Source organism: Rhizobium sp. 01T444, from assembly GCF_056398305.1.
This window is the reverse complement of record NZ_JBFTPD010000160.1, coordinates 1-746: the sequence shown is the minus strand read 5'-3', so window position 1 is coordinate 746 and position 746 is coordinate 1. Positions and strand designations below refer to the sequence as shown.

Below are 746 nucleotides of genomic sequence, written 5' to 3'. Positions count from 1 at the left end.
CACGCGCAGGGCCCGGCACAAAGATCATCTGCAAGGGCAACTTGGCACAGATTGACACGCCTTATCTTACCGAGGGCTCATCAGGTCTCACCTTTGCGGTCGACAAATTCAAGGGCTGGCCGCACGGCGGACACAACACCTTGGCCCGCGGTGAGCGTTCCCGGCTTGCGGATTTCGCCAGCGACGTGTTGTAGCAGCAGGCTGGGTGCGGATCTGCGTTTCTGCGCGATGCAAGAAGGCTGCTGACAGGACGCTGTCAGTAGGCCTCGCGCAGCATGGAGGGCATGAACCGCAGAAACTGGGTCGCAGTCGCCAGCGCAGACCACGCACGCCGTGGACGGGACCACCCCGGCAGGGGCTTCATGCAGACTGGCCATGGCAAGCTGGCCCCGCTCAAGCGCGTTGCGCACGGCGATCGTGTTGTCTACTATGCGCCGACCACGGTATTCGAGAGCGGCGAGAAACTGCAGCGCTTCGTGTCCGTCGGTATCGTTCAGGGCGCTGAACCGTACGCATTCGATATGGGAGATGGCTTCGTGCCTTGGCGGCGCGACGTCTGCTATGTGCCCGCCCAAGAAACGCCGATCCTGGCGCTGCTCGATCAACTCAACTTCATTGAAGATTCGAAGCGCTGGGGCTACAAGTTCCGCTTCGGACTGTTCGAAATCGACGACCACGACCTCCGCCTGATCGCCCGCGCCATGAATGCGAGCACAGATGCGCTCGACCTTTGATCTCTCCACAGG

2 protein-coding genes are annotated in these 746 nt (G+C 61.5%); both read left to right on the top strand.

Going from position 1 to position 746, the window contains the following annotated elements; all coding sequences use genetic code 11:
* Positions 1–194: hypothetical protein (locus AC1DTN_RS37740; protein WP_477925241.1), on the top strand; the 194-nt coding region annotated here is incomplete at its 5' end.
* A gap of 90 nt (positions 195–284) precedes the next feature.
* A complete protein-coding gene (locus tag AC1DTN_RS37735) occupies positions 285–734 on the top strand; it encodes an EVE domain-containing protein (RefSeq protein WP_477925240.1) in 450 nt (149 codons plus the stop codon).
* Positions 735–746: the final 12 nt, after the last annotated feature.

Coding starts and splice junctions, on each gene's coding strand:
- AC1DTN_RS37735 (WP_477925240.1), top strand. CDS start 285: ATGAACCGCAGAAACTGGGTCGCAGTCGCCAGCGCAGACCACGCACGC.